Raw genomic sequence first — 23,987 nt, forward strand, 5'->3', positions numbered from 1 at the left:
TGGTGCCTGCTTGGATTGCGATCAGGCATCCGGCAATCCAGGGAGGTGAGGAGCATGAGCGAGGGTTCATTGCTTCCGTTTGGCATGGCCTTGCCTTCGCCATCCCATCAGCCGTCCTTATTGCAAGGCTTCCCCTCCCGCGGGAACGACGTCGCCGGCCCACCGCTCGCAACGAGCAATCCAGTGGCGCGGGTCTTGATCGAATCGTCCTTGCCGCATCTTGACAGGCCCTTTGACTACAGCGTCCCGGCCGAGCTGGAGGGGACCGCTTTGGCCGGCGTGCGGGTCAAGGTCCGCTTCAGCGGCCAGGAACTCAACGGCTATGTCCTGGAACGCGTGGAGTCCTCGGAAGCCGGGCATGCCCTGGCTCCCCTCCTCAAGGTGGTCTCAGCAGTCCCGGTGCTGACTCCGGCGTTGCTGGAGCTTGCCTCCAGTGTCGCGGCCCGCTACGCCGGGACGCTGAGCGATGTCCTCCGCACAGCTATCCCGCCCCGGGTGGCGCGGCTCGAAAAGCAGCACCTTTCCGGAGATTCCCTGTCGGACGAACCTGACGGGCACGGCGAACACGGGCACGGCGAACACGGCGAGGCCCTCCAAGGCTCGGCGTCCCGGGACTCCGTGTCCCAGGCGCAAGCGGCGTGGGCTTCCTACGCAAACGGGGCGCCTTACTTGCAACATCTGGCTGGCGGTGGCTCACCCCGCGCCGTCCTGACTGCAACCCGGGGTTTTGGAACCGCCGGCTGGCCCGCTCTCGTGGCGTCCGCAGTTGCGGCGGTCCGCTCCTCAGGACGGGGCGCCGTCGTCGTCGTGCCCGACTACCGTGACCTCGACCGCATGGAAGAGGCGCTGCACGCTGTGCTGCCGCCCGGTGATGTCGCGCGGTTGACGGCCGACGACGGCCCGACGCCGCGGTACCGAAGCTACCTTCGGCTCCTGAGCGGCGCCGCCAAGGTGGCAGTCGGTACCCGCTCCGCTGCCTACGCTCCGGTGCGGGACCTGGGATTGGTGGTGTGCTGGGACGACGGCGACGACCTCCACATTGACCAGCGCGCTCCCTATGCACACACCAGGGAAGTCCTGCTCTTGCGTTCGGAACAGGAATCGGCCGCGTGCCTCATGGCTGCGCACAGCCGCAGCATCGAACTTGAGCGGCTTGTCGAGGTCGGGTGGGCCGTGCCAGTGGAAGCTCCCCGGCCCGTGGTCCGCGCCAGCACGCCCCGGGTGCTCAACACGGCTGACAGCTTCGAGCAAGAACGCGACCCCTTGGCGAAAATTGCACGTTTGCCCGGCGCGGCCTGGCGGGCTGCCAAGGAGGGGCTTGAACGCGGACCGGTCCTGGTGCAGGTGGCCCGGGCCGGCTATGCCCCATCCCTTGTCTGCGAGGATTGCCGCGAAACAGCCAGGTGCAACAACTGCCAGGGACCCCTCGCGATCGCCGGACAATCGGCCCTGCCGCAGTGCCGCTGGTGTTCCACTCCGGCTCCGGACTGGCGTTGCCGGCATTGCGGTGGAGCCCGTCTTCGCAGGGGGGCCGCAGGTGTGCTGCGGACTGCCGAAGAACTGGGCCGGGCCTTTCCGGGCAAGGCTGTCGTGACGTCCTCGGGGGACCAGGTCAAGGCCACAGTGTCCGATGCCCATGCACTGGTGGTGGCAACTGTGGGCGCCGAGCCGGTCGCAAGCGGCGGTTACGCGGCGGCGCTGCTCCTGGACGGCAATTCGCTCCTGCGCCGGGAGAACCTGCGCGCCGGTGAAGACACAGTCCGGCGTTGGTTCAATGCGGCAGCCCTCGTGAGGCCCGCGAACGAAGGCGGGCTCGTCGTCATCACCGCGGACGACACTGCCGCAACGGGCGCCCTGTTGCGCTGGGACCCCGCGGGATACGCCTCCCGCGAACTGGCGCTGCGGCAGGAACTCCAGTTGCCGCCCGCAGTACGGATCGCGTCAGTGACCGGCAAGCGGGCCGACGTCGTGCACTTCACCGAGAGCCTGGCCAACAACATCCAGCTCCGCACGGCCGGCCCCGCACCGGTCTCTCTCGCTCTGTCCGCCAAGCGTGCAGCCGAGCCGGAGGGCGAACCGGACGTCCGGACGCTGATCTTCATTCCCTATGCACAAGCAGCTTTTGCCACCCGTACGATGCGGGCCGTCAAAGCTTCAAGTGCGGCGAAACGTACCTCCGGCCCCGTGCAGCTGCGGCTCGACGGCGTCGACGTCCTCTAGCGCCGCTTGCGGCTGCGCATCGCAACGACCTCTTCGGCCACGGCCAGCAGTTGCCGTGCCGATTCGTCCCAATTGAAGTCGGCCGCGCGTTCCACTGAGCGGCGCGAGCGGGCCTGCCACAATTTTTCATCCTCGAGGGCTTTGACTGCCTCGGCAAATTCACCCGGCGACTCCGGGTGCACATAGCTCACTGCGTCCCCACCCACCTCACGGAAGATCGGGGTGTCGCTGGCGATCACGGGAGTCCCAAGTGCCATCGCCTCGACCAAGGGCAGCCCGTAACCTTCCGCCTTGGACAAACTGACGAGGGCAGTGGCCCGGACCAGGAGGGAATCGTATTCGGCATCCGTGACGCCGTTGTGGAACTGGACCCGCGCACCCGGCGGGACCATGGGCTCCAGCTCGGCCCGGCGCTGGGGAGTGATCCTGCTCAGCAGGTGCAGGGTGAATCCAGGCAGTCCGGCCATTCCCTGGATCATTGTCTCCACATTCTTATAGGGCATGAACGAGCCCATGTAGAGCAGGGACTTCTCCGCACCGGCCTCAGGATCGCGCGGCTTCTGGCCTGGTTGCGGCGCGTTGCCCACAATCCGCACCGGGCGGCGGGTCAAATTGAACTTTGCCATGAGCGACTCTGTGGTGTGGCTGATGGTGGCGACGATGTCGGCCCGGTTGAGAAGCAAGCGCTGCGGCCAATAGGCCTTGTGGTAGAGCCGCCAAAGCAGCCGCACCGGTGCGGGCAGGAAGCCCGGAGGGGCCGGGTGCTCATAGTAGATGAGGTCGTGGAGGGTCAAGACCAGCCCGTACTTGCGGCCCCACGTGCCCATGGTCTGCATAGGACAAACCACAACGTCGGCACCGAGCTTATTGACCTCGCGCGCCACGAACAGTTCGCGGGGCGACAGCGGGCTGTTGACGAGAACGTAAGGGACGTCAGGGAGGAGCGCCAGTTGCCGCTTGTCGCTGATGAGCATCATGACGTCGGCAATCTTGGACGTCGCCGCAATGAGGCTCGATCCGTAGCGGCTAATCCCGTCATGATGGTCCGTGCGGGTAAAGCGGGCATCTATGACGATTTTCACGCGGGGTGTTCCTCCAGGAAGCTGCGGATGGCGGCGGCGGCGGGCGCCGGGGTCTCGTAGTGGATCAAATGCCCGACGTCGGGAATCACTTCCAGCGAGCCGTCCGGGAGTGCCTCCAACAGCTTGCGCTGGTCCCGGAGCAGGGCGATCTCATCTTTCTCGCCGGCCACCAACAGGACCGGGAGGTTCAACTGTCCGGCGACTTCGGCCACATGGCTGGACACCGAAGCCTGGAAGGACTCCAGAAGGCTCGCGCGGTCGGCGAACGCGGAGAAGTACGCATCGTGCTGGCCGTGGACAAAGGCCCGGAGTTCCTTATCCCGGGTCTTGGCCATCGCGGCACTCATGACGCGGACAATCAGGCGGCTGCGCAAGACCGCGAGGCCCAGGCGGCGCGGGAGCTTGGCCGAAACTTGGTAGTAGAAGACAGCCAGCTTGGTCATGAGGCCTTTGGGACCCTCAAGCGCGGGAGCGGCGATGGGATTGACCAGGATCAGCGGACGGATCGCGCCCGGGTTCGCGGCGGCGAAGTGGCTGGCAATAATGGATCCGAAAGAGTGACCCAGGAGAACCGTGTCCGCTCCGAGGCCCAGGGCCGCCATGAAACCGGTGATGAACTTCCCGTAGCGTTCCACGCTGTGGGGTTCTCCGGCGAAAGGCTCCGAGCTGCCGAAGCCGGGAAGGTCGGGCATGATGACCCGCATTTCCGGTAGGTGGTCCACGACGCGGAGCAAACCGTGGTGATCGCCGCGGAAACCGTGGATCACCAGGATGGTCCGCGTCGCCGCGGTCACTTTTACCGGTTCGTAGCACCAATAGGCGACGTTACTGCCGTCGAGGTCGATGTCTGTGGCACTCGTCCGGGAAGCCAGGGCCTTGCTGAAGAATTCACGCGGGGAGGCGGGTGCCGGTTCGGGGGAGTAGTTGGTGTCCACTTGTTCCATTCGGTAGGTCCTAGTTGACGTTGTCCGGGTGTGAACCGGTGCGGTGGTGGCGTTCGAGGGCGGCCAAACCGTCCATGTCGTCGGCATCCAGCTCGAAACCGAAGACATCGAAGTTTTCCTGGATGCGAGCGGCGGTGCTCGCTTTGGGAATGACGATGTTTCCCAGCTGGAGGTGCCAGCGGATGACGATTTGCGCGGGCGTCTTTCCGTATTTGTCGGCGAGCGCCTGGACGGCCGGATCCTGAAGGACCTGGCCCCGTCCCAAGGGGCTCCACGCTTCGGTACGGATACGCAACTGCTCATGGAGGGTCCGCAGTCGGGTCTGTTGCAACCAGGGGTGCAGTTCAATCTGGTTCACCGCCGGCACCACCTCGGCCTTTTGCATGAGCGCTTCGAGATGGGCCGGCTGGAAGTTCGAGACCCCGATCGCGCGCACGCGCCCTTCGCGGTACAGCGTTTCCATTGCACGGTAGCTTTCCTGGAACAGGCCGCGCTCCGCGCAGGGCCAGTGGATCAGGTACAGGTCGACGTAGTCGAGGCCGAGATTGGCCATGGATGAATCGAAGGCGCGCAACGTGCTGTCGTAGCCCTGGTCGTCGTTCCAGAGCTTGGTGGTGACAAAGACGTCTTCGCGGGCTAGGCCGTGGGTGCCTTCCCCGGAGCCGCCCGTATTGTTGTCCACTCCGGGCGGGGGTATGACGGCACTGCCGATGCCTCGGCCTACCCCTGTTTCATTGCCATACATGGCCGCTGTGTCGAAGTGCCTGTAGCCGGCGCCTAACGCAGTGGCCACCACGGAGGTCGCATCCGTCGGCGGCACCTTGTAGAGCCCAAACCCCAACTGGTCAATCAAGACACCGTTGTTGAGACTGAGCCTGGGCGAGGGTTTCATAGCCAAGACTCTACCTACCTCGATGCCGGGAATGTTCCAGGACCCTTCATTTAGTCAGGCAGCGCCTCGTTAGGGCGCACTGCCGAAACTGACCAGCTGCTTCGCGGTGGCTTCGTCCAGGATGAGATCCGTTGCCAGTCCTGCTTCAAGTGCTCCGCGCAGCCCGTTGATCTTCGATGCGCCCGAGACGACGCAGATGCGCCGGCGGACCTGCCGCAGTTGCTCGTGGCTCGGGCCCGTGGACCGCTCGTTGAGGGTGATCCCGTCGGAGGATCCGTCAGCGCGGAAGAAGACAGTGGCGACATCGCCCACGACCTCCGAGCTGGCCAGCAGGTTCAGGTCTGATTCATCGAGATAGCCACCGGCATAGACGTGGCTGGGATAGTCCGAATGCACCGACCCGACACCGAAGATGGCGATGCTCATCCTTGCCTGGAGGTCGAGCACGCGCTGGACGCTGCGCTCATTCCACATGGCGGTCTTTGTCGAGGCGTGGTCGAAAAAGGCGGGTACCGGGAATTGCTCGACCCGCGCGCCGTAGGCGATGCCGAAACGCCGCATGATGTCGCTCGCGTAGGTGATGCCGGTGGTTTGCATGTTGCCGGCGCCGTTGAGCTGCACGATGGTGCTGCCGTGCGTGATCTTTCGTGTCAGGTGCCGGCTGACGGCACTGATGGTCGCACCCCAGGCGACTCCGATAATGGCGTTGGAATCGACGAGGGGACCGATGGTCCGTGCAGCCTGCGTCGCCACCCGATCAAGGGTCTCCGCTTCGTTCAAGGTGTCCAGGACAGGCACGACGTGCACATCGACGCCGTAGTGGCTGCGGATCATGCGCTCCAGTTCGGGGGCGGAATCAAGTGGACTCCGGATCTGGATCTGCACCAGTCCCGATTCGCGGGCCGAGGACAGCAACCGGGACACGGTTGAGCGCGAAGTCCGCAGTTCGCGGGCGATCGCATCCATCGTGAGGTCCTGGAGGTAGTACATCTGGGCTGCCCGGAGGGCCTCCGAATGTCGTGATCGTGGCATCTCACTTCCGTTCTGCACGTTTGTGCAAATTGCTTGATTTCATTTTCCATCCTTTCGAAGAATAGTTGTGAAAGGTGCGACGTCAACATTGCAGCGCACACACCAAAGCCCAAGGGAGCAGTTTTGGGAAACACCAGCAATTCCGGTTCCGCAGCAGGATCAACCCGCCGGACCTCGGTCTCGGCACTTCGCGAACGGCCGCGGGCCCAGGTGCTGATCGTCGGAGGCGGCATCAACGGCGTCGGGACCTTCCGGGATCTGGCGCTGCAAGGCGTGGACGTCGCCCTCGTGGAGCGAGGCGACTATTGCCAGGGCGCCAGCGGAGCTTCGTCCCATATGATCCACGGCGGCATCCGCTACCTCGAAAACGGCGAATTCCGCCTCGTCCAGGAATCTGTGGTCGAGCGCAACCGGCTTCTGAAGATCGCACCCCATTACGTCAAGCCGCTGCAGACGACCATCCCCATCTTCAGCACGTTCTCCGGGATGCTTTCGGCCCCCACACGCTTCCTCACGCACAAGCAAGGCAAGCCAAAGGAACGCGGCGCCTTCCTCATCAAGCTCGGGTTGAGCATGTACGACTTCTTCTCCCGCGACGGCGGCACCGTCCCGCGCCACCAGTTCCTTGGCAAGGAGAAGGCCTTGGCCGAGTTGCCGCAGTTGCACCCCGGTATCAAATACGCGGCCACCTACTTCGACGCCTCCGTGCACAACCCGGAGCGGTTGACGCTCGATGTGCTCCAAGACGGTGAAAAAGCAGGCGCCGGAAGTAGCTTGCCGGGCGGCAGCGCCCGGGCCAGCAACTACGTCTCGCTTCTCTCGATGGACACCGTCGCCGGCACAGCCGGCCAAGCAGGCGCGGTCCTGCTGCGCGACGAACTAACGGGCGAGGAATTCAGCTTCCAGGCCGACGTGATCGTCAATACCACCGGCGCCTGGGTGGACCTCACCAACGAGGCGATGGGGACCGCGAGCCGCTTCATGGGCGGAACAAAGGGTTCACACATCGTCTTGGACCACCCGGAATTGCTCGCAGCTTGCGGCGGCCGCGAAATCTTCTTCGAACACACGGACGGACGGATCGTCCTGATCTACCCGATGGGCGACCGTGTCCTGGTCGGCACCACCGACGTCGAGGCGGATATGGCCCAGGATGCCGTATGCACCGAAGACGAGATTGACTACTTTTTCGACCTCGTCGGCCACGTCTTTCCCTCCATCAAAGTCGAGCGCGGCCACATCGTCTACAGCTTCGCCGGAGTCCGCCCCCTACCGCGCCACGACGACACGCAGCCTGGCTTCGTATCCCGCGACTACCGCATAGAGCGGAGCGAGCAGAGCCCCGCCGGCAGTGCGGCCGCCGGCGACTTGACCGCCGCGGGCGGGAGGGCCGCCGTCGTACTTTCACTGATCGGCGGAAAGTGGACCACTTTCCGGGCCCTCGCCGAGCACCTGAGCAACGATGTCCTCGGCACGCTGGGCATGGAACGGAAGGTCTCGACGGCGAAGCTCCCCATCGGAGGCGGCCTGGGTTTCCCGACCAGCGAAGAAGGAATCCAGGACTGGATCAAGAAGCACATGGCTCCCGGTCTCGGCGCCGACCGGGTCAGCGGCCTGCTGACCCGGTACGGCACCCGCGCGGAGGACGTCATTGCCTACCTCAAGGCAGGTGACGACCGGAAACTGCGCTCCACGAACGAGCTCAGCGTTCGTGAGCTTGAGTTCATGGCCGCCAACGAGCAGCTCGGGCACCTTGTGGATGTGCTCATCCGCCGGACTTCACTGGCCTTCCGGGGCCTCGTGACGGGGGAGCTGCTGAATGAGATCGCCGAGGTCCTCGGCACGCCGCTTGGCTGGGATTCAGCGAAGCGCCACGCGGAAATCCAGCATGCACAGGAAGTGCTTCTACGTTTTCATGGCGTGACTGTTCACAGCCTCGTCGCATGAACGTAATGTACGTCACATCAGCTTGATCGTTCCGGCCAAGAAGCCGGGACGCAAGGGTTGTGGCCTTCCGCTTCCTAAGGGAGGGCCGCGACCGGGACGGCGCTAGCGGACGCCGGCCCAACGGCCCCCACAAAACCTGCAGGGCCGACAACAGAAGAAAATGAGGAGTCAAAGATGTCTCTCGGAATTGTTTTCCTTTCCGAAGTGTTCGGAACCGGCATGTTAACCCTGCTGGGCTGTGGCGTTGTGGCAAACGTCGCGCTAAAGGGCACAAAGGGTAACAACGGCGGATTCCTGATGGTGAATTTTGGCTGGGGCATCGCAGTCTTTGCCGGCGTCTACGTAGCGGCCATGTCCGGTGCGCACCTGAATCCGGCAGTGACGCTTGGTCTCTTGGTTGATGGCAAAGCCGAGTTCGCCCCGGGGGTGGCCGTAAGTGCCGCATCCACGTTCACCTACTTCGGTGGAGAACTGCTCGGCGCTTTCCTTGGCGCCGTCTTCGCGTGGCTCGCCCACAAGCAGCACTTCGACGCCGAACCGCTGGCAGCCAGCAAGCTCGCCGTATTCTCCACGGGACCGGCCATCCGCTCGTACCCGTGGAACCTCGTCACCGAAATCATCGCCACGTTTGTGCTGGTCTTCGTGATCCTGACCTTCGGCGGCACTCCCTCCGGCCTCGGGCCGCTCGCGGTGGCACTGCTCGTCGTCGGCATCGGTGCGTCCCTTGGCGGGCCGACGGGCTACGCGATCAACCCCGCCCGTGACCTCGGTCCGCGTATCGCCCACGCCGTCCTGCCGATCAAGGGGAAGGGTTCCAGCGACTGGGCCTACTCCTGGGTCCCGATAGTCGGTCCGCTCCTGGGCGGAACCATCGCCGGTCTCGTCGCCCACTCAATACCGATCATGGCCACCGTCGCCAAATAATAAGCCGCCCAGACACCTATCCCGCATCCACACCAAAACAAGCAGACAAGGACGTCAAAATGTCGCAATACGTCATCGCCATTGACCAGGGAACCACCAGCTCGCGTGCCATCGTGTTCGATCACTCAGGCAACATTGTTTCCACCGGCCAGATGGAGCACGAGCAGATCTTTCCCCAGGCCGGGTGGGTGGAGCACAACCCGGTGGAGATCTGGGACAACGTCAGGGAGGTCGTAGGCTCTGCGTTGTCCAAGGCCAACCTGACCCGGCACGACATCGCTGCCGTCGGCATCACCAACCAACGCGAAACCGCCGTTGTGTGGGACAAGAACACGGGCGAGCCCATCTACAACGCGATTGTCTGGCAGGACACCCGGACACAGTCCATCGTGGACGAACTGGGCAAGGACGGCGGCCCCGATCGCTTCAAGCAAAAGGTCGGCCTGCCCCTGGCCACCTACTTCTCCGGCACCAAGATCAAGTGGATCCTGGATAACGTCGAAGGTGCGCGGGCAAAGGCTGAAGCCGGGGACCTCATCTTCGGGAACACCGACTGCTGGGTCCTGTGGAACCTGACGGGCGGGGTTGACGGTGGCGTACACGCCACCGACGTCACCAACGCCTCCCGCACCATGTTCATGGACCTCGACACTTTGCAGTGGGACCAGGACATTCTGGACGCCTTCGGTGTGCCGGCGTCCATGATGCCCGCCATCAAGTCCTCCTCCGAGGTCTACGGCACTGTACATACTTCGCAGTTGCTGCGCGAAGTGCCCGTGGCGGGCATCCTGGGCGACCAGCAGGCGGCAACCTTCGGCCAGGCGGCGTTCGAGCCAGGCGAGGCCAAGAACACCTACGGCACCGGCTGCTTCCTGATCTTCAACACGGGCGAAGAAATCGTCCACTCGAAGAACGGCCTGCTGACCACGCTCGGATACAAGCTGGGCGACGCCAAACCGCACTACGCGCTGGAAGGTTCAATCGCCGTCACGGGTTCACTCATCCAGTGGCTCCGTGACAACCTCGGGATGATCAGTTCCGCTCCTGAGGTGGAGTCGCTGGCGGCCAGCGTCGCGGACAACGGCGGCGTCTATATCGTCCCCGCTTTCTCAGGGCTGTTCGCCCCGTATTGGCGAGCCGACGCCCGCGGCGCCATTGTCGGCCTGACCCGTTATGCCAACAAGGGCCACATCGCCCGTGCGGCCCTGGAGGCCACCGCCTTCCAGACCCGCGAAGTGCTCGACGCCGTCAACGCCGACTCGGGCGTTCCGCTGACCGAGTTGAAGGTCGACGGCGGCATGGTCGCCAATGAGGCGCTCATGCAGTTCCAGGCGGACATCCTCGGCGTGCCCGTGGTCCGTCCGAAGGTCGTGGAAACCACGGCCCTGGGTGCGGCCTACGCCGCGGGCCTTGCCGTCGGCTTCTGGAAGGACCTCGGCGAACTCCGGGCCAACTGGAACGAGGACAAGCGCTGGGAGCCACAGCTGGACGACGCCGAGCGGGACCGCCAGTTGCGCCTGTGGAAGAAGGCCGTCACCAAGTCCATGGATTGGGTTGACGAGGACGTTAAGTAAGCCTCCCCGGGACTCTGCGTCATCAAGGTAGGGGCCGCCTCACCTGTTTCGAGGGGCGGCCCCTGCCCCGCCCGCTTCGCGGTGCCCACCACACCCGGGCGAGGGGCCACCCCCTCGAAACGCGGGTCCCTTACCGCCGTGACAGGGCCGCACGGCTACCTCGAACCCGCTCCATGCACTTGGTGCGGTAAGGTGGCTTTATGCGTGCGATCCTTCTGCTTAGCTAGCCGCCCGGTATAAGTCGATTTAGACCATCGCGAACCGAGCGGCCGCCCCTCCTTGCCGAGGGGCTTTTGTGTGTCCGGGACCTTCCGGGACCCGGAGCAGAAGGCAAAACCGTCATGGAAGAACAGAAGAGGGCAGCAGTGAGCGTTCAGCCGGAGACAGAAACCGGAGCACAGTCAACAGTGGCAGGAGAGACGCCCGAGGAGGGTGTCTACAGCTTCGCCTCAATGGAGGCCAAGTGGCCGCAGGTCTGGGAAGACCTGAAAGTCTTCACTCCCGTTGACGACGGCTCCCGCGAGCGGCGCTACGTCCTGGACATGTTCCCTTACCCTTCGGGCGACCTCCACATGGGCCACGCCGAGGCTTTCGCCATGGGCGACGTCGTGGCGCGGTACCTCCGCCAGAAGGGCTTCGACGTCCTGCACCCGATCGGCTGGGACTCCTTCGGCCTGCCCGCGGAAAACGCCGCGATCAAGCGCAACGCCCACCCGAGCGAGTGGACGTATGCCAACATCGACACGCAGGCCGCATCCTTCAAGCGTTACGCGATCTCTGCCGACTGGTCCCGCCGTCTGCACACTTCGGACCCGGAGTACTACCGCTGGACGCAATGGCTGTTCAAGCGCTTTTACGAGCGCGGGCTGGCCTACCGCAAGGATTCCCCGGTCAACTGGTGCCCGAAGGACCTGACCGTCCTGGCGAACGAACAGGTGGTCAACGGCGCGTGCGAACGCTGCGGGACCCCTGTCACGAAGAAGTCCCTGAACCAGTGGTACTTCAAGATCACCGACTACGCCGATCGTTTGCTGGATGACATGTCCGAGCTGCAGGGCCACTGGCCCGAGCGGGTGCTGGCGATGCAGCGCAACTGGATCGGCCGCTCCGAAGGTGCGCACGTGCGTTTCGTCATCGAGGCCACGGACAGCCGCCCCGAACGCGAAGTCACCGTGTTCACCACCCGGCCGGACACCCTGTACGGGGCAACGTTCTTCGTCGTCGCCGCGGACGCGCACCTGGCCCTGGACCTGGTGGCGCCCGAGCACCACGACTCCCTCATGGCCTACCGTGAAAAGGTCAAGGCCCTGTCGGACATCGAGCGCCAGTCCACTGAACGCGAGAAGACCGGCGTCTTCACCGGCCGCTACGCCATCAACCCGCTCAACGGCGAAAGGCTGCCGGTCTGGGCCGCCGACTACGTGCTTGCGGACTACGGCACGGGCGCCATCATGGCGGTTCCTGCGCACGACCAGCGCGACCTCGACTTCGCCCGCGCCTTTGACCTGCCAGTGCGGCCGGTGCTGGACACCGGCGGGGAAGACCCCGCGGAGACCGGTATCGCCACCGCCGGCGAGGGCACCCTGATGAACTCCGGCGAACTGGACGGCATGTCCAAGGCCGAGGCCATCCCCGCAGCCATCAGCATCCTGGAGAAGCTGGGCACGGGGGAGAAGTTCGTCAACTTCCGCTTGCGCGACTGGCTCTTGAGCCGCCAACGCTTCTGGGGTACCCCGATCCCCATCATCCACTGCGCCGAATGCGGCGAGGTGCCGGTACCGGACGATCAACTGCCTGTCCGGCTTCCCGACAACCTGCGCGGCGAGGCGCTCTCTCCGAGGGGCACCTCTCCTCTCGCCGCGGCACTGGAATGGGTCAACGTCGAGTGCCCGAACTGCGGACGCGCTGCCCAGCGTGACACGGACACCATGGACACCTTCGTGGACTCGTCCTGGTACTTCCTGCGCTTCGTTTCCCCGCACTACACCGAGGGACCGTTCGATCCGGCCAAGATCAACGACTGGATGCCGGTCGGCCAGTACGTGGGCGGCGTTGAGCACGCCATCCTGCACCTCCTCTACGCCCGCTTCTTCACGAAGGTCATCCACGACATGGGCATGCTCGAGGCGGACGAGCCTTTCAGCGCCCTGCTCAACCAGGGCCAGGTACTCAACGGCGGCAAGGCCATGAGCAAGTCCCTCGGCAACGGTGTGGACCTTGGCGAGCAACTGGACAAGTTCGGTGTCGACGCCGTTCGTTTGACCATGGTCTTTGCCTCCCCGCCCGAAGACGACGTGGACTGGGCTGATGTTTCGCCGTCCGGCTCGGCAAAGTTCCTTGCCCGCGCTTGGCGCCTGGGCCAGGCCGTCGCAAGCGAGCCAGGGGTCGACGCCTCCACCGGCGACCGCGCGTTGCGCACCGTCACCCACAGGACCATCGCCGATGCGGCTGAGCTGTTGGACAACAACAAGTTCAACGTCGTGGTGGCCAAGCTGATGGAGTTGGTCAACGCGACCCGCAAGACCATCGACTCCGGTGCCGGCGGCGCGGACCCTGCAGTCCGTGAAGCCGTCGAAGCGGTCGCAATCGTCCTGAGCCTCTTCGCGCCATACACGGCCGAGGACCTGTGGAACCAGCTGGGCCACCCGGCCTCCGTGGCGAACGCCGGCTGGCCCTCGCACGATCCGTCGCTTCTTGTCCAGGACACCGTGACGGCCGTGGTGCAGGTCCAGGGCAAGGTCCGTGACCGTTTGGACGTGTCGCCGGACATCAGCGAGGACGCCTTGCGCGAGCTCGCCCTGGCCAGTGAAAACGTCCAGCGGGCACTCGATGGCCGTGGCATCCGTACCGTGATCGTGCGCGCGCCTAAACTGGTCAACATCGTCCCGGCGTAGCCGGGAAAGCGGTCGCCGGTGCTTACCGGCGGCCGGCCACCAGCTCCAGGAGGCTCCCTTGACGGACCGCGAACCACCCGCATGGTTGTGGCTCAAGGAACGTTTGGCCCGGCTGCGCCAATCCACGACGCCGGGCCGCGGCGGAACTGAGCCGGCGCCGATCGCAGTGCGCACCGCCGTCGTCACCGACTCGGCAGCCGCGCTCCCGGCCGAATGGGTCAAGGCGTTCGTTGCCGACGGCCGCCTCGCCGTCGTACCAATGCCCGTCATGGTGGGCGAGGAGATCTACGGCGAGGGGGAGGACGATATCACCGAGACCCTGTCCGTGGCCCTGGCCGCCGGTTCCTCGGTCAAAACGTCCAGGCCGTCTCCCGGGCAGTTCGAACAGGCCTATCTCGCCGCCCGGGACCGAGGGTTCGAAACCGTCGTCTCAATCCACATTTCCGCCGGACTCTCCGGCACCGCGGACGCTGCCAGGCTGGCCGCGCAACGCGTCCCCATCCCGGTGGAGGTGATTGACTCGCGCACTGTGGGAATGGCTCAAGGCATGGGTGTCCAAAGCGCGCTGGTTGCTGCCGCGGACGGCCGTTCGGCAGCCGAAGTCCGTCGCTTTGCCGAGGAGCGATTGGCGCGCACCAAGGTGTACTTCTATGTGCCGAGCCTTGAGCAGCTCCGGCGCGGCGGCCGAATCGGCACGGCGGCGTCCTGGCTCGGCGCCATGCTCTCCATCAAACCGATCCTCGCGGTCGACGACGGCAAGATTGTCCCGCTCGAGAAGGTGCGCTCAGCAGCCAGGGCTGTCGCCCGGCTCGAGGAAATCGTCGCTGCGGATGTCAGTTCCCGCCCGGCAGGACAATCGCGGCTTGCGGTGCACCACTTTGGCAACCTGGCAGAGGCAGAGCGGCTCGCGACCCGGCTTGAGGCGAGCTGCCCCGCTTGCCCGCCTGCACAGATCAGCGCCCTGCCCGCCGTTTTGGCGGCCCACGCCGGGCTCGGTGTTCTGGCCGTGGTTGTCGGGGAAAGCAGTACCCCTGGCGCGGCGACGCTTCCGGGGTGACAGCCGTAACCGCGATCAAGAGGGCCGCTCTTATTTTGTCGTAGCCTCCTGGCACAGTGTTTCCATGGAAACCATCGGACACTCCGACACTCTGCAAGGGCTTGCGTACCGCGGGTCTTTCGGTGTGTCCCGCAGTTCCCGGGGTCCGCTTGGCAGTCTTGATTCAGGCGCCCCTCGAGGCTCGCTGGCCATGGTCGGTGCACGGGATCCGGGCGGCAGTCAGGCTGCCTTGGAGGGCGCCGTGGCTGCAGTGAGGTCGTTGAGCGGGAAAGCGGCCGACGACGTCGGAGTCCTGGGTTTCCAAGAAGCTGTCGCGTTCGCGGACGCGGTGGAGGAGCTCTCCCGCACCCTGGATTATCTCCAAGTGGTCGCCGCATCCGCGCTCGACGCGGCCCGGAACCAAGAGGACGCCAGCAGGCCGGGCCGGGCTAGCAGCTGGGCCGCAGAAACCGAGGCAGGGGTGGGCTGGACCTCCGGAAGCGCGGCAGGCCCGGAAGGCGCACAGTATGTTGGCGCGGGCTCGGTGCAGCCCGATGCGGTGTACTCGGTGCTAGGAAGGGGCGGCGACCGTGGAGCGGAGTTCAGATCCACGGCCGAGCATCTGCGCTCCTTGCTGCGGATCAGTGCCGCCGAGGCCCGACGGCGGCTTGCCTTGGCCGGGGAGCTGCTGCCGGGCCGCAGCCTGACCGGGCAAGCGGTCCGGCCCCGGTATGAGGAAACCGCCGCGGCGCTGGCATCTGGGGCGATAGGGTCCCGTTCGGCCGGTATCATCACCATGGCCGTGGAGACGGTGCGTCCGCTGTGCAGCCTGGAAAAGGCGGCGGAGGTGGAACGCGCCCTCGCCCGGACCGCGGAGGAAAACGATCAGGATTTCCTCAGCCGGGTTGCCCGGCGCTGGGTCGAGGCTATCGACCAGGACGGCCCGGAACCGTCCGAAGAATCCCTCCGATACCACCAGGGAGCGTTCCTGCGCCGGCCCAAGCACGGCCTGCAGCACGTGGAAATCTTCGCGACCACCGAACAATACGAACACCTGCTCACCGTCATGAACACTGCCAGTAACCCCCGTATCGGGGCGCCCCGCGGTACGGACCCGGCGTCCGGGGAACCGGCCGTCGCAGCCTCCGGCGGGGCGGCGGAGGCTGCCGCCCAGTTGGACCGCCGTTCGCGGGCGCAGAAACTCCTGGACGGTCTGGTCGGCGCCTGCAAGCTCGCCCTGGCCGCCGGCTCCCTGCCCGCCACAGGCGGCCACCGCCCGCAGATCATGGCCACGATCGACTACGGCGAACTGTTCACCTCTCGCGACCATCCGGAGCCGGGTAAGCCTGCGGTCCTGGGGACGGGGTCGCTCACGTTTACCGGGCCCGTTCCTGCCGCGGCGTTGCGCAAGCTTGCCTGCGACGCGGACATCATCCCCGTGGTCCTGGGAGGCGAAGGTCAGGTTCTGGACATCGGGCGGGCCTCCCGGATCTTCCCACCGCACATCCGCAAGGCCATCACGGCGCGGGACAAGGGCTGTGCTTTCCCCGGGTGCACCATACCGGCACCGTGGTGCGAGGCTCACCACATCGAGTACTGGTCCCGCGGCGGAGCGACCAGCACCGGCAACGGGACCTTACTCTGCAGCCCTCACCATCACTTGATCCATAAGGAAGACTGGCACATCCAGGTCAACGACGGGATCCCCTGGTTCATCCCGCCACCCCACCTAGACCCGCACCGGAAACCCCGAAGAAACCAGTACTTCCAGTTATGAGCCAGGAATTGGCATGCCGCTTTCCGCTGCCACTGATCCTCCACAGGCACTCTGTGGCGGCTCTGTCCACATAGCACCGGACCGGCCTGCTGCTGCCGGCCCGGACGTTCTAGTCTCGTGGATATGCCACTTAGGAACCGAGCCTCCCGCGCGGATGTTGCTGCGCGTGCCGCCCGGCTTCGATTCGCTGGTCGTCTTGCTCCGCCGTTGGACCGCCCTGTCGACGCGCAGGCGAGGCACGTCAGCAAAAATGAGCCTCTGCTTCCATTGCAAGCCTCTATGCCAGCCGGCTCGGAATTGGCAGGTGTGGGCGATCAATCGGGCACCGAAGACGCGTACGAAGAGACGGGCCCTCCACCGCGGCTTCGGTGGCGCACTCCATGGCGTGTAGCCGTGTTGTTGACTTTGCCTTGTTTGTTGCTGGTGATGTGGTTCTCCTGGAAATCCTGGGCCGGGCAGCCCACCATTGAGCCTCTGGTGCGAAGTTCACATGCGGGAGGAACTCCGGAGGCGGGCGGGGGAAGTAGAAACCCCAGTGTCAGCGGGGCGCCCGGATCACCCGATGGAGCCCAACTCCTCGTAGTCCATGTTGCCGGGGCCGTGAAGAATCCCGGAATTGTCCGGGTGCCCGCAGGGGCGCGCGTGTTCGATGCGATCGCCGCCGCAGGTGGTGCGGATTCGGCAGCCCAATTGGACAGCCTCAACCTTGCCGCCATTGTGGAGGACTCGGCGAAGATTCACGTTCCGCGGATGGGGGAGGCCGTTCCTTCGCAGCGTCCGGGCCCAGTTGGCAGTGCTCCCGCGACCGAGGGCGCAGGAGCCGGGACGTCCGGCGGGGCCAAGGTCAATCTCAATACCGCGACGGCCGAAGAGCTTGGCGCCTTGCCGAAGATCGGGCCCGTCCTGGCCCAGCGGATCGTCGACTGGCGGCAGAAGCACGGCCCGTTCGTTTCGGTAGAGGACCTCGATGCAGTGGATGGTGTGGGTCCCAAGATGATGGAAGCCCTTCTGCCGTTGGTTACGGTCTAGGGCGCGTGGAGCAAAGGATGAGCCCCGAGCGCCTGGACCTCCGGCTGGCCCCATCCGCCGTTCTCGCGTGGGCTATTTCTATCTCGGCGGCTTATCTGCCTTCGCTGTGGACGGGAGTCGCGTGTGTGGCTTTGCTCGTCGCCGCATGCCTTCTTCTCACCACCCGGGCCGTGGTCCCTCGAAACCTGAGGAGCCTTCCCGCTACGTTTGCCGTCGCCTGCTTGTTCGGAGCGGTGGTGGCGGCACACGGCGCAATGGACGCAGGATCGCGCGACGACGGTCCGGTTGCCGAGGCTGCGGCTGCGCGCGACTCGGTGGTCATGAACCTGTTGATCGTGGGCGATCCACGCGAATTGGGCACGGATTCACATGGCTCGGGACGGTGGGCAGTCCCGGCAGAAGTCGTTGATATTGCGGCCGACGGCATAATGATCAGCTCCCGCACAAGGATTCTGGTGACGGGGGGCGAAGGCTGGGACCAGGTAGTCACCGGACAGGAAGTAAGAACCGCTGGAAAGCTGAAGCCTGCAAAGCCGGGACAAGTCGAGGCCGGCGTTCTTGCGGCCGCCACCCCGCCCATGCGGCCGGACTCGCGGCACGAGCCGGAAGCACAGCTCAGTCAGGAAACACCCAGCAACCTTCCCCAAAGTCCGGCGCAGTTGAAGAAGCAATTCGGCACCGCCGCCGAGTGGTTGAGGGGCGATGCTGCCGGACTGCTGCCGGGGATGGTCACGGGCGACACCACCCGCATGGATGAAAGCCTGGAAACAGCGATGAAGACCACCGGCACCACCCATCTCACAGCCGTAAGCGGCGCAAATTGCAGCCTCATTCTTGGTGGTTTGGTGCTATTGGCAAGGAGCTTCAGGCTCGCCAGGGGAGTCGCGGCAATCGTGGCCCTTAGTGGTTTGGCAGCCTTTGTCATGATGGTCGGCCCGGACGCGAGTGTCCTCAGGGCTGCTGTCATGGGTGCTATCGGCCTCACCGCACTAAGTAGCGGCCGCCGGGGCCGGAGCCTGGGCTTTCTTTGCCTGGCCGTGACTGGCCTGCTCATCCTCGATCCTTCGCTTGGAATGAGCGTGGGGTTCCTGCTATCTGTCCTCGCAACCTTGGGAATTGTCCTGTTGGCACGGCCCATGGCGTCCTGGGCGCCGGCATGGGTGCCTCGCTGGCTGGCGTCCGCCGTCGCTGTTCCCTTGGCCGCACAGCTACTCTGCAGTCCCGTGATCGTGGCCATGCAACCTCAGTTTTCCAGCTACTCATTGCTGACGAATATCGCAGTTGCTCCGTTTGTCGTACCAGTGACCATCTTGGGAACCATTGCGGTGCCCCTTGTTCCGATACTCCCTTGGCTTGCGGTTGTTCCGATGGCCGTTGCCGGGGCCAGCGCGGTTATGGTGGCGGCCATTGCCAGGTTCTTTGCAGGACTTCCGGGAGCGGCCTTGCCGTGGCCGGAAGGTCCGCCGGGAATCGCCACCATGATTCTTTGGTCTGTTGTGAGCATCCTGATGGTGTGGCTGGTCCTGCATCCAACGTGGGTGGGCTCGGCCGTAGTGTCGTTGCACCGCCGCCTGGTGCTCCTCATAGCCGCAGGGGAGTCGGCGTTCCGTGGGCGCTGGACCGGTTATGCCGTCCGCGGTCCCGCCACCGTCCGCGACGCGGGCCTGCGGGCTGGAGGAACACGACCGGGACCCTGAACGTGGGAGACTGGAAACCTGCGAAAAACCCTCTGGAAGGAAGCAACATTGCCCGCTGCCCAGGCTTCGAAAGCTAAAACCCCTGCGGCGAACACCATCAGCTGGCGGGACATCACCCCGGCCGCCGTAGTACTGATCACGGGCCCTGAGGAATACCTCGGAATCCGGGCGATGGATCGCATCCGCACGCAGGTCCGGGCCGCGGCACCGGAAGTGGAAGTCACTAAACTCAACGCCGGAAGCTACGAGTCCGGCTCCCTCGCAATGGCGGTGACGCCGTCGCTGTTCGATGAGGCGAAACTCATCGAGATCGAGGGCCTCGAATCCATGACCGATGCCTTCCTTGCGGACGCCTTGAAATATATAGCCCAGCCGGAGAACGACGTCGTGCTGGTACTCCGCCACGGCGGCGGGGTGCGCGGAAAGAAGCTTCTGGACGCCATCAAGTCTGCCGGTTGGCCAGTGGTGGACTGCCAGCCCTTGAAGAAGGATGCCGAGAAGACAGCATTTGTCGTCTCTGAATTCAAGGCGGGCGGACGCCGGATCGAAGGCGAAGCCGTCCAGGCGCTCGTCAATGCGGTCGGCGCCAGCCTCTCCGAACTTGCTGCCGCGTGCAACCAGCTCATCGCGGACGCTACTACCACCGTTGATGCGGCCACGGTGGAGCGCTATTACGGTGGCCGGGTGGAGGCCACGGCTTTCAAGGTCGCGGACGCGGCGATGGCCGGCAACGGGCCGCTGGCCCTGTCCAGCCTCCGGCATGCCCTCTCCACCGGTGTTGACCCGGTGCCGCTGGTTGCCGCCCTTGCCTCGAAGCTACGCACCTTGGCCAAGGTTGCCGGCGCCCAGGGATCATCGGCACAAATCGCCAAACAGCTCGGCATGCAGCCATGGCTAGTAGAACAGGCGCAGCGGGACATCCGGCGTTGGACTCCCGAAGGCTTGGTCCGTTCCATCCAAGTCACGGCTGAAGCGGATGCCCAGGTTAAGGGCCTTTCGCGGGATCCTGTGTACGCGGTAGAGCACGCCGTCACGGTCATCGCCAACTCGGCCCGGGGCCGCTAAGCCCACCTGCGACACCCGGATTGTTGTGCGACACGCACATTTCCTGACGACGCCCGAATCCGCGCGTCGCTGGTCCATTTGCGTGTCGTCAGTCGCACACACCTAGACGCGGCCTGGCGACCACTCAATTTCGGGGTTATCACCACTCAATTTCGGGGCAACGACCACCTAAGCGGTCTTTTCGACAGTAGATTCCGTCGTGGGGGAGTCCTTCCTCCGGATGGCGCGCCGGATGTGTCAGCGCTCTGAGATGCCGGTCGTGTGACCTTGCTTTGCGGACAAGGTTGGGTCTGTGGCCGACCACCCCGTCTTGGTCGGCCATGCCATCAGTCAGCTTCTATCCGTGACTACGAAGTCACCGCATGAAAGGAACGTTCATGTCAGCTGTCGTTGGGAGTCGGAACCGTACCAACGCCATATTCCCTGGCAAAGTCGCGAAAACGGGAGGCGTCACCTTGGCGCTCTTCCTCACAATATCGGTAGCTTTTCAGGCCACCGTTACGCTGGGCATTTCTTCTGCCCTTGCCACGAACATTTACTTTGCACTCAATGCTCTATCTTGGGCGGCAATGGCTGCAGCAGTCGTGGCGTCTTTCGGTATTGGAGCCGCAGTGGCCGGACTAGTTTTTGGCCTGGCGAAGAAGTGGGCCCTGAAGCAGTTCGTTGCGTTGGTAAAAGGCTGACACTTAAGTACCAGCCCATGAGAGCGCCACAATGAATTCACCCAACGTCACGCACAGGCGTCCACGTGTATACGCTGTGGTCCTCTCCGGGTGTAAGGCCACCTTCACCAACGATTTTCGGCGCAAATCCCGTCGGCTCCATGACCTACTGACGGGCCTGGGCTTCACACCCCCGGCCGCGGCGGTGAGCAATGCACTGATCTTTGGTCATTTGTTGACATTGCTGATCATCGGCGCCGGAACAGTGTGGACACCGGAGGTAGCCGGATTAACCCCAGTGGGAATTCCGTTCAGCACCCCTGACGTAGTGAGCATCGTCTCAGCGCTTTTGGCAATAGCACTTTTACAATCCAGGCGTCGCTACACGAAAGCCCATCGTAGCTGGAAGACCGTGTCGGCACCCTTGGAGGTAGGAATGCGCTCCGGTTTGGTCCTTATGGATCTTGCTCTCGCCGGCATGTTCATCCTCCAGAACCTGCGCTGGCATGAAGGCAGTAACCTGTTAGCGATCGGGGCTCTGGTTCTTTCAACATTTCTTGTCATAGCTCCTTTGAAGCGTATCGCTGTCAGGGTGTTCGCTGTTTTAACTATTGTCTTATCTACGAGCAGCTTGATCGCTCTTCTTGGAGATGCATCATGGTTGGAGGGTGATGACACCCTCGGCTCTGGACTGACCCACAAGGTGTTGTTGATCCTGGCGGGCACTGTCTTTGCGGCCGTGTCCACCCCGCTCCTATACAGGGTCACCGCTCATCCCCGTGCTCTGCGTGGCCGAGGGGTGCTGACAGATTTATCAATTAAGGCAGCATGCATTTTTCTCTTGTCAAGCTTGGTCTTGTCCGTCATGGAAAGGACACCCTGGCCATGGACGGCGCCGTTTATTGCTCTTGCTGTTTTCTTCTCGGGTTTAGTTCTGTATAGGTCATCCTTCGCAAGGCTTTTTTCACCCGAAACCTTGGGCTTTGCCCTATTCCTAGTAAGGCTTAGACCATCTTGGGTAAAGCCGCTCATTATCCGCAGCCTGCTAACTGCCATAGTTGTAGTTACGCCTCTGACCATCATGCTGTGTGTATTCTTCCTTTTAGGAAATTACGACCAGGCGGCAGTCTTGCTTGTTGCCCTTGTCGCCCTCGAGATAAGCGTCGATGCCTTAGCCGTCCAGCGTCGGACGGCCGTTATGCCGGCTTCACACATCTCGAAATTGGCGCAGAAATCCAAAGCAGGCTTAGGCGCAGCGCTTTGCGCCGGCCTCGCAGTGGTCTTCTCAGGCGTTTTGGGCACCGCTGCACCGCAAGCAACACAAGGTCTCTGGCTTACCATCGCGTCTGGCGCACTGTCTCTCGTGGCTGCGCTCTTGACCGCCCTTGTTTTCATCGACGCGCCTGCATGGCTGCGTGAACTATCGGCCACCGAAACGGAAGACACTTGAAATCTTTGGCGCGTATAGATCATGCTTTTGGATCCCATGTCATTTTTGACGGAGCTTCTGTAGATCTTCCGGACCGAGGTGTTGTTGCGCTTCGAGGTCCGAATGGATGCGGAAAGACGACCCTACCCAAGCTCCTCGGCGGCATGATCTCGACGTCGTGCACTGAAATTGAGCGGTGGAGAAAAGACGTCACCGCCGTCTTTCTGGACACGGACTTTCTTACCCTCGACTACCTCACGGTCGAAGAACATTTGGATATGGTCAGACCCCTGACCGGCCCGTCAGAGGCGTCCGAAGTTGACGGGCATCATCTTCTGACGGAACCGATGATGCAAACCAAGGTTGGCGACCTATCCTTCGGACAGCGCCGGCGACTTGTTCTGACAATAGCTTTGGCGCTCAAGAACGTTGACGTGCTGCTTCTGGACGAGCCTCTTAACGGGCTGGACCAGCAAGGCTCTCTAGTTGCGCGCAAGTGCATGCTGGAAGTAGGAAGAAGTCGTCTCGTCCTCGTGGCCACCCACGAGGGTGACCACTGGACCGACTACGATCTCGCTGTCCGCCAAAAGGATACGGTCGAACTGAGCCCAGCGGGAGCGCGAAAGTGAGCAACCGTCTCACCGACACCTTATGCACTCCTTTCAGAGCCTTAGCGGCATCTTGCGGTCCCGCTTCCCGGTGCGATCGTCATGATGATCCTCAGAGCCCCAGCCACCTTCTACTTCCTGGCGGCCCTTGCCGAGTGGGCCGAACACGCACTACTTGAAAGGTAAGTCATGACCTCCGCGAGCCCAACAACGTCCGATCATCCCGCGCTCCCGAGCCCGGAGAAAATCAACCCCGCCTGGATTATCTTCCTCCTGCTCGCATACACCGCTGCTGCCCAATTCGCGGTGCGATCGGGCATTGAACGGCTGGTCACAGAAAATGCCGAACACAACCGATTTTCGAGTCAGGAAGCGTTCCTCGTCTTCCTTCGCGTAGGCGTCATTGTCTGGGGAGTTCTGGCGTCGTTTCTGCAAGCGCTCTCCCTAAGGCTTATCTACAAGGGCATCGTCAAAGGACGTGGCCCCACCCTTGGCGCCAGCTGGTTTTGGGTTCTGCTCGGCCAAATCCCATTCGTGGCCACCGTCCTCATCATGGGACTGTTTTTGCCGCCCGAAGCGATCGGCCTCCTCGGTCAAGCCTGGGTGCGTATCCTGTTCGGCGCCATCGCAGCAGCCATCTACGTTGCGGCGGCCAAGAGGGTGTTCGCTGCCCCGAACGGACGCCTTGCGATTCTCTTGGTCATCGTCGCCAGCATAAATTCCGTCCTCCTCGTCTCGGGCAACTCCGCCTTAAATACCTGAGGCCGGCACCCATGGGTGCCGGCCTCACGTTCAGCTCAGTCGAACTGGATAAACCTTAGAGTGCGTTGACCTTTTTGGAGATCGCCGACTTGCGGTTTGCAGCGTTGTTCTTGTGAATAACGCCCTTGCTGACAGCCTTATCCAGCTTACGGCTGGCAGCAACAAGAGCCTTTGCAGCGGCATCCTTGTCCGTGGACTCAACGGCGGCGGCAACGGCGCGGATGGCCGTCTTCAGCTCAGACTTGACGGAGTTGTTACGCAGTCGAGCCTTCTCGTTGGTGAGGATGCGCTTCTTCTGGGACTTGATATTAGCCACGTGTGTGAACTCTCTTTTTAATGCGGAAATGGTCTAGAGGGTTGTCAGGTTGGCCATCGACTGAGCGGCGTGGGGATGCCTATGGCAGCCAACCATG

19 protein-coding genes are annotated in these 23,987 nt (G+C 63.7%); 14 read left to right on the plus strand and 5 right to left on the minus strand.

Translation table 11 applies throughout. The features are described from left to right. The first annotated feature begins 54 nt into the window (after positions 1-54). Positions 55-2,220 carry a primosomal protein N' gene (locus tag J2S96_RS02810; protein ID WP_306859636.1) on the plus strand — a complete coding sequence of 722 codons (2,166 nt, stop codon included), beginning with the start codon at positions 55-57 and terminating at the stop codon, positions 2,218-2,220. Here the strand turns inward: J2S96_RS02810 and J2S96_RS02815 are convergent. From J2S96_RS02815 to J2S96_RS02830, 4 genes are all read right to left on the minus strand, one after another. Beyond that, on the minus strand, positions 2,217-3,302 hold the full coding sequence (locus J2S96_RS02815; RefSeq protein WP_306859637.1) for a glycosyltransferase family 4 protein: 1,086 nt from the start codon (positions 3,300-3,302) through the stop codon (positions 2,217-2,219). The two genes, J2S96_RS02810 and J2S96_RS02815, sit on opposite strands and share 4 nt — an antisense overlap. Beyond that, the gene (locus tag J2S96_RS02820) at positions 3,299-4,246 is read right to left on the minus strand and encodes an alpha/beta fold hydrolase (RefSeq protein ID WP_306859638.1); all 948 of its coding nucleotides are present in this window, start codon (positions 4,244-4,246) and stop codon (positions 3,299-3,301) included. The genes J2S96_RS02815 and J2S96_RS02820 overlap by 4 nt, the downstream gene beginning before the upstream one ends. A 10-nt stretch (positions 4,247-4,256) precedes the next feature. Beyond that, entirely contained in the window at positions 4,257-5,138 is an 882-nt protein-coding gene (locus J2S96_RS02825) for an aldo/keto reductase (protein WP_306859640.1), read from the minus strand. A gap of 69 nt (positions 5,139-5,207) precedes the next feature. Continuing rightward, on the minus strand, positions 5,208-6,170 hold the full coding sequence (locus J2S96_RS02830) for a sugar-binding transcriptional regulator (RefSeq protein WP_306859642.1): 963 nt from the start codon (positions 6,168-6,170) through the stop codon (positions 5,208-5,210). 123 nt (positions 6,171-6,293) lie between these two features. Here J2S96_RS02830 and J2S96_RS02835 point away from each other — a divergent pair, with 123 nt between their 5' ends. The 13 genes from J2S96_RS02835 to J2S96_RS02895 all read left to right on the plus strand — a co-directional run bounded on the left by J2S96_RS02835 (position 6,294) and on the right by J2S96_RS02895 (position 23,574). Then, positions 6,294-8,117 carry a glycerol-3-phosphate dehydrogenase/oxidase gene (locus J2S96_RS02835; RefSeq protein WP_306859644.1) on the plus strand — a complete coding sequence of 608 codons (1,824 nt, stop codon included), beginning with the start codon at positions 6,294-6,296 and terminating at the stop codon, positions 8,115-8,117. Between the two features lie 174 nt (positions 8,118-8,291). Beyond that, positions 8,292-9,041 (plus strand): MIP/aquaporin family protein, encoded by a 750-nt coding sequence (locus J2S96_RS02840; protein WP_306859646.1) that lies wholly within the window; start codon positions 8,292-8,294, stop codon positions 9,039-9,041. A gap of 59 nt (positions 9,042-9,100) precedes the next feature. Further along, entirely contained in the window at positions 9,101-10,615 is a 1,515-nt protein-coding gene (glpK, locus tag J2S96_RS02845; protein WP_306859648.1) for a glycerol kinase GlpK, read from the plus strand. Between the two features lie 365 nt (positions 10,616-10,980). Beyond that, positions 10,981-13,509: a leucine--tRNA ligase gene (gene leuS / locus J2S96_RS02850; RefSeq protein ID WP_306859898.1), complete on the plus strand. Its 2,529-nt coding sequence runs from the start codon at positions 10,981-10,983 to the stop codon at positions 13,507-13,509. Positions 13,510-13,567: 58 nt separating this feature from the next. Beyond that, entirely contained in the window at positions 13,568-14,566 is a 999-nt protein-coding gene (locus tag J2S96_RS02855) for a DegV family protein (RefSeq protein ID WP_306859650.1), read from the plus strand. A 64-nt stretch (positions 14,567-14,630) separates the two neighbouring features. After that, the gene (locus J2S96_RS02860) at positions 14,631-16,322 is read left to right on the plus strand and encodes an HNH endonuclease signature motif containing protein (protein ID WP_306859652.1); all 1,692 of its coding nucleotides are present in this window, start codon (positions 14,631-14,633) and stop codon (positions 16,320-16,322) included. Positions 16,323-16,748: 426 nt separating this feature from the next. Beyond that, on the plus strand, positions 16,749-17,351 hold the full coding sequence (locus J2S96_RS02865) for a ComEA family DNA-binding protein (RefSeq protein ID WP_306859900.1): 603 nt from the start codon (positions 16,749-16,751) through the stop codon (positions 17,349-17,351). Between the two features lie 17 nt (positions 17,352-17,368). Continuing rightward, positions 17,369-19,048 carry a ComEC/Rec2 family competence protein gene (locus J2S96_RS02870; protein WP_306859654.1) on the plus strand — a complete coding sequence of 560 codons (1,680 nt, stop codon included), beginning with the start codon at positions 17,369-17,371 and terminating at the stop codon, positions 19,046-19,048. Positions 19,049-19,096: 48 nt separating this feature from the next. After that, positions 19,097-20,113, plus strand: a complete 1,017-nt coding sequence (gene holA, locus J2S96_RS02875; RefSeq protein ID WP_306859656.1) for a DNA polymerase III subunit delta — start codon at positions 19,097-19,099, stop codon at positions 20,111-20,113. Positions 20,114-20,490: 377 nt separating this feature from the next. Next, positions 20,491-20,796 carry a hypothetical protein gene (locus J2S96_RS02880; protein ID WP_306859657.1) on the plus strand — a complete coding sequence of 102 codons (306 nt, stop codon included), beginning with the start codon at positions 20,491-20,493 and terminating at the stop codon, positions 20,794-20,796. Between the two features lie 184 nt (positions 20,797-20,980). Next, positions 20,981-22,225, plus strand: a complete 1,245-nt coding sequence (locus J2S96_RS02885; protein ID WP_306859658.1) for a hypothetical protein — start codon at positions 20,981-20,983, stop codon at positions 22,223-22,225. Continuing rightward, positions 22,222-22,833 carry an ABC transporter ATP-binding protein gene (locus tag J2S96_RS02890; protein ID WP_306859659.1) on the plus strand — a complete coding sequence of 204 codons (612 nt, stop codon included), beginning with the start codon at positions 22,222-22,224 and terminating at the stop codon, positions 22,831-22,833. Before J2S96_RS02885 ends, J2S96_RS02890 begins: the two co-directional genes overlap by 4 nt. Before the next feature lie 168 nt (positions 22,834-23,001). Continuing rightward, entirely contained in the window at positions 23,002-23,574 is a 573-nt protein-coding gene (locus J2S96_RS02895) for a hypothetical protein (RefSeq protein WP_306859661.1), read from the plus strand. A 55-nt stretch (positions 23,575-23,629) separates the two neighbouring features. Here J2S96_RS02895 and rpsT read toward each other — a convergent pair whose 3' ends face one another. Further along, positions 23,630-23,890: a 30S ribosomal protein S20 gene (gene rpsT / locus J2S96_RS02900; protein WP_306859663.1), complete on the minus strand. Its 261-nt coding sequence runs from the start codon at positions 23,888-23,890 to the stop codon at positions 23,630-23,632. Positions 23,891-23,987 lie beyond the last annotated feature (97 nt).

This window comes from Arthrobacter bambusae (genome assembly GCF_030812595.1).
GTDB classification, from domain to species: Bacteria; Actinomycetota; Actinomycetes; order Actinomycetales; family Micrococcaceae; genus Arthrobacter; species Arthrobacter bambusae_B.